This is a genomic window from Streptomyces sp. A3M-1-3, assembly GCF_024213665.1.
In the GTDB taxonomy this organism is placed as follows: Bacteria; Actinomycetota; Actinomycetes; order Streptomycetales; family Streptomycetaceae; genus Streptomyces.
The window spans coordinates 159,360-166,497 of sequence record NZ_JANAVP010000015.1 but is presented as its reverse complement, the minus strand read 5'-3'; the positions used below and the strand labels follow the sequence as shown (position 1 = coordinate 166,497).

The window sequence follows — 7,138 nt, the reverse complement described above, 5'->3', positions numbered from 1 at the left end:
CCAAAACCGTTCGGGATGCGCGCAGTGCCGGGACGTGGGTCCAAGACCCACTCCTGATCACTGATTAGGAACGGTGGGGCCGTACCGAACTGGCGGGCATCGGCTGGTCCGTCGGCGCACTCGTGGGCGAGGTCGGCTTCGCGGTGCTCGCGGTTCCGGCACTGAGGCCGCTGGGACCGAAACTGCTCTCCGCGGCCGCGTGCGGGGTCGCGGCAGTCGAGTCGGTGGCCATCGGCCTGGTGCTGGACGGCGGGGCGATGCTGCGGATGCCGCAGCAGGCAGAGGCTGTCGCCCTGCTGTGGCAGGCGGTCGTCGTCACGGTGATCGGTTTCGTCTGCTGGTACGGCGGCGTCCAGCGGATCGGCGCCGAGCGCGCCACCCTGTTCTCCGGGCCGTTCCCGGTTTCGGCCGCGTTCACCGCACCCCTGGTCGGTACGGGCTCGTTCGGTCTCGCCCAAGCGGCAGGCAGCGCGCTGGTAGGGGCGGGTGTCACGCTCGGTTCCGGAGTGCTGCCGGGCTCGGGCAGGCGCTCGGGCCGCCGCTCGGGCCCTCGCTCAGGCCGCCGTTTCGGCGGACGGTCGGCCCTGCGCGCGGCTGGTGTCCAGGATGACCCGGGCGACCAGAGCCGGGTCGTCGTTCATCGGGACATGGCCGCAGCCGGGCAGCCGAACCAGCCGTGCGCCGGGGAGCGTGTACTTGGCGCGGACGCCCTGGCGGCGCAGCAGCAGCCGGTCGCGGGTGCCCCAGGCGACGGTCACCGGAATGCCGGTGACGTCGTCCGCGAAGCGCACTGCGCGGCCGGCGGCGAGCGTGGCGTCGAAGCCGGTGGCGTCGCGCAGCGCGAGAGTCTCGGCGACGACGGCCTCAGGTGAACGGCGTCCCGGCCGGGCGTAGATGGTGCTGGTCAGCGCGGCGCGGCCGGCTGAGGTACGGGACAGCCGTTCGATCGCCGGCAGCGGCAGCAGCCGGGCCCCGGCGCGCATGGCCAGCAGCGTGGCGAAGGCGTACCGGCGCTCGGCCTCCGACCAGAAGCCGGCCGGGGACAGGGCGGTCACCGAGCGGACGAGCTTCTTGCGACCCAGTTCCAGCGCGAGCAGCCCGCCCAGCGAGTTCCCCGCGACGTGCGGGCGGTCGATTTCCAGCGCCGCGCAGAGCGCGCCGAGCGTGGGTACAACGGTCGACAGGCCGTACGCGACCCCGTCCGGCAGCGCGGGCGACTCGCCGAACCCGGGCAGGTCCACGGCCACCACCTCGCGCTCGGTGGCGAGGATGTCCAGTACCGGGTCCCATGCCTGGCGGTGGTGGCCGATGCCGTGCAGCAGCAGGAGGGGCTCGCCGGCGCCTCGGCGCTCGTAGGCGACGGACACCGTGCGGTTCCCTCGGGGGGACTCGATCGTGAAGGAGACCTTGGCGGTCATGCTGCTGCTCCTCGTGGAAGAGATAAGGGTGGTCTGCGAGTAGACACCCTGTCAGCAAACAATTACCGCTGAGTAGCTTCGAGTTCAAGGGGGCGGACCCGGCCGATGGCCGACGTACCGATTCCGCCTGGACAGGGCCGGGTTCCTCGGCTGGGATGGGGAGGTGGCAACTGACACCGTGACTGACCTCTTCGAGGAGCACCGGCCGGTACTGACCGGCGTCGCCTACCGCATGCTCGGCCGAGTGGCCGACGCCGAGGACGTCGTACAGGACGCCTGGCTGCGCTGGTCCGCCGCGGACCGGGGCGACGTACAGCAGCCGCGTGCCTATCTGGTGCGCATCACCACCCGCCTCGCCATCGACCGGCTGCGCCAGGCGCAGTCGCGCCGTGAGGCGTATGTGGGCCCCTGGCTGCCGGAGCCCCTGGTCACCGACTTCGGACCCACCGTGCCGGACACCGCCGAACAGGCCGTGCTCGCCGAGTCCGTGTCGCTCGCCGTACTGGTCGTGCTGGAATCGCTCTCGCCTCTGGAGCGCGCCGTGTTCGTCCTGCGGGAGGCGTTCGGATTCCCGTTCGCCGAGATCGGAGCCGCTCTCGACCGCAGCGAAGCGGCGGTTCGCCAGCTGGCCGGCCGGGCGCGCCGGCACGTCGAGGAGCGCAAGCCGCGCTTCGACGTGGACCCCGCCGAGCGCCGCGCCTTCACCGAGCGCTTCCTCGCCGCCGCGAGTGGCGGCGACCTCGAGTCCTTGATGTCGCTCCTGGCGCCGGACGTACGCCTCGTCGGCGACAGCGGCGGCAAGGCCAAGGCGCCGCTGCGCGTCGTCGAGACGGCCGACAAGGTGGGCCGCTTCCTCCTGGGCGCCGCGAACAGGCCCCGGTGGCCGGCATGGAGTTCCGATTCCTCGAGCTCAACGGCGGCCCCGCCCTGCTCGTGCTGTACGGCGACCGGCCCGACACCGTGTTCCAGCTGGAGGTCGCCGACGGCCGGATCCAGTGCATCTACGTGGTCCGCAACCCCGACAAGCTCACGGGCCTGGCGCCGCAGTAGGAAGACCCCGCGTTCCCCGGCCCCGCGTCCCGGCCCCGCGTCCGTTCCCGGTGCGACGCGGGGCTCTTCCGTATGGCCTGCACGAACGTCGTGTGAACGCCGCAGCGCATTGCCCCGCGTCGCCGCCAAACGGTACGAGGATTGGTCTTGACCAAGGGGGTGAGCCGTCCTATCGTCGCAGGGATAGTGCAGGAACCTTTAATAAACAAGGGCGCGGAAAAGCCGCCGGGACACGGCGATTGCGGAGGATCAGGGTGGGGACCACGCAGCTGGAAACGGTGCCGGAGCCGAAGTACTGGCATCTCAAAACCGTGCTCAGCGAGGCACTCGACTCGGACTTCGCCGTCGGCGAGGTGCTGCCGAACGAGCGTGACCTCGCCGCCCGCTTCGGCGTCGCCCGCGCCACGCTCCGGCAGGCTCTGGAGCAGCTGGAGCTGGAGGGCCGCCTGCAGCGCCGGCGCGGAGTCGGCACCACAGTCGCCCCACCCCGCATGGGTGTGGCCGTCGGTTCGGGCCGGCACGACTGGCCGGGCGCGGCCGGTGACGCCTGGCAGCCCGTCGACTGCACGGAGGCGGTTCCCGCTGCGGCGGTGGCCCGTCTGCTGGACACGGAGCCGGACGAAACGGTGCACACGGTGCGCCGCACCCGGGTCACGCATGGGCAGCCGGTGGCAGCCGAGCTGCTGTACGTACCCTCCGCTTCCGTGCCGGACCTCCTCGCCATCGACGCCCCGGCCGGCCCGGCCCGCGCCAGGGCGGTCCTGCGCGAGCTGCAGCGCCTCGGCCCGGAGGGCCAGGACCGGGCGGTCGAGCTCGGCTCGGCCCGGGCGGACGACGCCCGGGAACTCGACCGGCTCCCCGGCGCGCCGGTCCTGGTGGTGACCACCCGGTACTTCACCGAGGACGGCACCGCCGCGGTCTCGGTAGCCACGTACCGCGCCGACACCTGCCGCCTCACCTTCGGCGACTCGGGCGACCTGGAAATCACCCACGACAACCACCAACGCCAAGCCTCCTGACCCAGCCCCCGGCAGACCCGCGCCCGGCCGGGCCGGCGCCGCGGTGGACCCGTCCCGCGCTGCGCACGCCCGACGCTGCGCCCGCGCCCTGCTGGACCGCGGTGCGTATGGCCGACGCCGTGCAAAGCCCGGGCACCGGACCCGCGCCCCCGATGGCTCGCGTCCCGGGAGGCCGGCGCCCGCTGGTCCTGAGCCGTGCAAGGCCCGCGCGCCCGGCCCGCCGGTCAGGCCGGCGCCGCCGTGCAAAGCCCGGGCACCGGACCCGCGCCCCCCGAAGGCTCGCGTCCCGGGAGGCCGGCGCCCGCTGGTCCTGAGCCGTGCAAGGCCCCGCGCCCCGCTAGGCCCGCGCCGTGCAAGGCCTATGCCCCTGCTGGGCCAACGCCCCACTGGGCTCGCGCCCCCACTGGGCCCGCGCTCCTGCTGGGCCCGCGCTGCGTAAGGCCTGCACTCCCGGGAGGCCCGCGCCCCGCGAGGCCAGCGCTCAGCCCGAGGCGCGCCCCGGAAGGCCCCGACCCCTGGCAGGCCCGACCCCTGGCAGGCCCGCGCCTCCGGGCGGCTCGTGTCGCGCAGGGTGCGCCCTCGCGAGGCCCGCGGTCCCGCGGGCGCGCGGCGCGGTCCGTACGGCCCGTTGTGCTCAGCGGCGGGCCGTCACCGTTCCCTCCACCGCGAAGAGCTGCTCCTCGACATGGTCGAGCGCCAGCCGCAGCGCACCCGTCGCCACCGCCGCCTCGCCCAGCAGGGACAACGCCACCCTGGGCGGGCGCAGGCAGTAGCGGGCCAGTTCGCCGCGCAGCGGTTCGAGTACGCCGTCGAGCCCGGCGGCCCAGCCGCCGACGACGACCAGCTCGGGGTCGAGCGCGAGCACCAGCGCCGCGACATCGTGCACCAGCCGCTGGATGAACCGGTCCACTGCCGCGACCGCCCGCTCGTCGCCGTTCCTGGCGTGCGCGAAGACGTCGGCGACGGCCTGTTCGTCCAGGGGGTGCAGCGGCTCGTCCGTCGTGGACAGCAGCCTCTCCGGGGTCACCCCCCGCCCGAGGAGGTGCAGGGCGCCGATCTCGCCCGCCGCCCCACCATAGCCGCGGTGCAGCCGGCCGCCGATGAGCGAGCCGGCACCCGGGCTCAGGCCCGCCATGACAAACACGATGTCGTCGGAGTCCGTGGCCGAGCCCTTCCAGTGTTCCGCCACGGCCGCCGTGTTGGCGTCGTTCTCCACCAGGACGGGGCAGCGGAACGACCGGCGCAGCCGCTCGCCGAGCGGCAGACCCGTCCAGCCGGGCAACGCGGTGCACAGCCGTACGGTCCCGTCCGCCTCCACGATTCCGGGGCTCCCGACACCCACGGCGCGCAGCGAACCGCGCGGCACGCCCGCGCGCCGCAGCAGATCGGCGACCACGGTGCGCGTACGCTCCAGCCGCTCGTCCGAGGAGGCGGTCTCGGAGACCTCCCGCGTCCCGGCGCCGATGACGCGGCCGTCGAGGCCGGAGAGGAGCGCGGCGATTCGGTGGGGTCCGATCTCGATGCCCAGCAGATGGCCCGCCTCGGCCCGGAATCGGAACCTCCGCGCAGGTCGGCCCTGCCGTCGTGCCTCCCCCTCCTCGGCGGGGGCCTCGACCACGAGACCGGCGCCGATGAGCCCCTCCACCACGCCCTCGACTGTCGGCCGGGACAGGCCGGTGACGCGCGTCAGGTCGGTGAGGGTGGGGGAGTCGGCGCTGCGCAGCGCGTGCAGTACCACTGCGGAATTGATCCGCCGAAGCAGAGAGGGGTCCCCGCCGGTCAGCTGCCCCAACGTGTGTCCTCCCAGCTCGTGCGCGTGTCTGCCGGATCGTACTCGCTGGTCCGGAGTGCGGCGAGTGGCGAGTACGCCGACGTGCGAGCGATCCGCTGGGTTGTCAGACTGGGGCCATGGCGACCAAGGCAGTCCTTGAGGGCGGCCCGGAAGATCTGCACGAGCGGATCGTCCCGATCACCACTCCCGGACAAGATCTGAAGATCAAGCACCGCGGTGGGTACGAACACTTCAAGGCCACGTCGCGGCATCAGGAGAGCCCGGAGGGACGGTTGTCCGTCTACGAGTGGTGGGAACGGACAGAGATCGCCGAGTGACACCTCTCTTCATCCGGCCTTCATCCGGCTCACCCGGCCCTCCAGTCAGGCCGGAGCGACAAAGCCGGATTCGTAGGCGGCGATGACCGCTTGGGTGCGGTCTCGCGCTCCCAACTTGGCCAGCACCGCGCTGACATGGGACTTGACCGTCTCGGTGCCGACGATCAGGTGGGCGGCAATCTCCGCGTTCGACAGGCCGCGGGCCATCAGCCGCAGCACAGCCGCCTCGCGCTCGGTGAGCGCGGCCCGGTCCATCGCCTCGCGGGCGGCGTTATTGCCGTACTCGGCGGCCAGCGAGCGCACGGCGGCGGGGAAGAGCAGCGACTCGCCCTCCGCCACCAGGCGCACGGCGTGCACGATCTCGGCCGGCCTGGACCGCTTGAGCAGAAAGCCGTCCGCGCCGGCGCGCAGGGCCTCGTAGACGTACTCGTCGTTCTCGAATGTCGTCACCACCAGGATCTTCGGGGGGTCGTCGACCGTGCGCAGCACGGCGCGCGTGGCCTCGATACCGTCGAGCAGCGGCATCCGTACGTCCATCGCCACCACATCGGGCCGCAGCTGACGCACCAGCGGGACCACCGAGGCACCGTCGGCCGCCTCGCCCACGACTTCGATGTCGGGCTGCGATTCGAGTACGGCGCGCAGCCCCGCGCGCACCAGCGGCTCGTCGTCAACGAGGAGCACGGTTACCGGCATCCGATCACCCCAGGCGTGTCTTGAGTGTCCAGCGGCAGTCGGGCCCGTACCCGCCACTCGCCCTCGTACGGTCCCGTTTCCGCCTCTCCGCCGAGCAGGGCCGCACGTTCCCGTATGCCGCGCAGACCGGATCCGCCGCCCGGCTGCATCGTGGGCCCGGCCAGTGGATTGGTCACCTCAAGGTCGAGGCGCCCGACGGCTACGTCTATCCGTACCCGGACGGGTACGGGCCCGGAGTGCCGCAGCACATTCGTGAGTGCCTCCTGAAGGATGCGGTATCCCTCCCGGGAGACCGGCCCAGGCACCTGCTCGAGTGGGCCGGACACCTCGGCGTCCACCTTGGCGCCGGAAGCGCGGGCGGACTCCAGCAGTCTGTCCGTCTCCACGAGGGTCGGGCGCTGCGACGCCGGTTGTGCCGATTCCCGCAGGACGAGCAGTACGCGCTCCAGGTCCTCCAGCGCCGCCCGCCCGGTCTCCTCGATGGCCACCAGCGCCCGGTCGGTGAACTCCGGGTTTCCTGCGGCCCGGGCGGCGCCCGCCTGTACCACGGCGACGGTGAGAGCGTGCCCGATCGAGTCGTGCAGTTCGCGCGCGATGCGGGTGCGTTCGAGGAGTTGCTCGGTGCGCTCCTCCAGAGCGGTCAGGCGCTCGGCCGGGGTCGGACCGAGCAGCCGGCGCGCGACCAGCGTGGCCAGCTCGCCGAGGCCCACGATGGAGGCGAGCATCGCCACGACCGGCAGCGGGGCAAGCAGCGCGTACCCCCAGTGTGCTTCCGTGCTCCTCAGCAGGAAGTTGCTGTCAGGTCCCCCTTTGGGTGGTTCTCGATGAAGCGCAGGGACGCCTGAC

At 72.9% G+C, this 7,138-nt stretch carries 5 protein-coding genes and 3 pseudogenes; 4 read left to right on the top strand and 4 right to left on the bottom strand.

Annotation, left to right across the window (positions count from 1 at the left end; all coding sequences use genetic code 11):
- Window positions 1-89: 89 nt before the first annotated feature.
- Window positions 90-485 (top strand): annotated as a pseudogene (locus NLX86_RS19430) (EamA family transporter); the annotation flags it as partial.
- 69 nt (window positions 486-554) lie between these two features.
- Here the strand turns inward: NLX86_RS19430 and NLX86_RS19425 are convergent.
- Window positions 555-1,418: an alpha/beta fold hydrolase gene (locus NLX86_RS19425; RefSeq protein ID WP_254372990.1), complete on the bottom strand. Its 864-nt coding sequence runs from the start codon at window positions 1,416-1,418 to the stop codon at window positions 555-557.
- A gap of 163 nt (window positions 1,419-1,581) precedes the next feature.
- Between NLX86_RS19425 and sigJ the strand changes: the two are divergent.
- Both sigJ and NLX86_RS19415 read left to right on the top strand, forming a co-directional pair.
- A pseudogene (gene sigJ, locus NLX86_RS19420) lies at window positions 1,582-2,468 on the top strand (RNA polymerase sigma factor SigJ).
- A gap of 254 nt (window positions 2,469-2,722) precedes the next feature.
- Window positions 2,723-3,487: a GntR family transcriptional regulator gene (locus NLX86_RS19415; RefSeq protein ID WP_254372989.1), complete on the top strand. Its 765-nt coding sequence runs from the start codon at window positions 2,723-2,725 to the stop codon at window positions 3,485-3,487.
- Between the two features lie 634 nt (window positions 3,488-4,121).
- Here NLX86_RS19415 and NLX86_RS19410 read toward each other — a convergent pair.
- On the bottom strand, window positions 4,122-5,279 hold the full coding sequence (locus tag NLX86_RS19410; RefSeq protein ID WP_254372988.1) for an ROK family transcriptional regulator: 1,158 nt from the start codon (window positions 5,277-5,279) through the stop codon (window positions 4,122-4,124).
- 116 nt (window positions 5,280-5,395) lie between these two features.
- Here NLX86_RS19410 and NLX86_RS19405 point away from each other — a divergent pair, with 116 nt between their 5' ends.
- Window positions 5,396-5,596, top strand: a complete 201-nt coding sequence (locus NLX86_RS19405) for a DUF5988 family protein (RefSeq protein WP_254372987.1) — start codon at window positions 5,396-5,398, stop codon at window positions 5,594-5,596.
- A gap of 45 nt (window positions 5,597-5,641) precedes the next feature.
- Here NLX86_RS19405 and NLX86_RS19400 read toward each other — a convergent pair whose 3' ends face one another.
- Window positions 5,642-6,292: a response regulator transcription factor gene (locus NLX86_RS19400; protein WP_254372986.1), complete on the bottom strand. Its 651-nt coding sequence runs from the start codon at window positions 6,290-6,292 to the stop codon at window positions 5,642-5,644.
- A pseudogene (locus NLX86_RS19395) lies at window positions 6,283-7,059 on the bottom strand (sensor histidine kinase); the annotation flags it as partial. The gene NLX86_RS19400 and the pseudogene NLX86_RS19395, both read right to left, overlap by 10 nt.
- Window positions 7,060-7,138: the final 79 nt, after the last annotated feature.

Excerpts from the sequence above, each read along its gene's own strand:
- NLX86_RS19405 (WP_254372987.1), top strand. The coding sequence starts at position 5,396 with ATGGCGACCAAGGCAGTCCTTGAGGGCGGCCCGGAAGATCTGCACGAG.
- NLX86_RS19400 (WP_254372986.1), bottom strand. The coding sequence starts at position 6,292 with ATGCCGGTAACCGTGCTCCTCGTTGACGACGAGCCGCTGGTGCGCGCG.
- NLX86_RS19425 (WP_254372990.1), bottom strand. The coding sequence starts at position 1,418 with ATGACCGCCAAGGTCTCCTTCACGATCGAGTCCCCCCGAGGGAACCGC.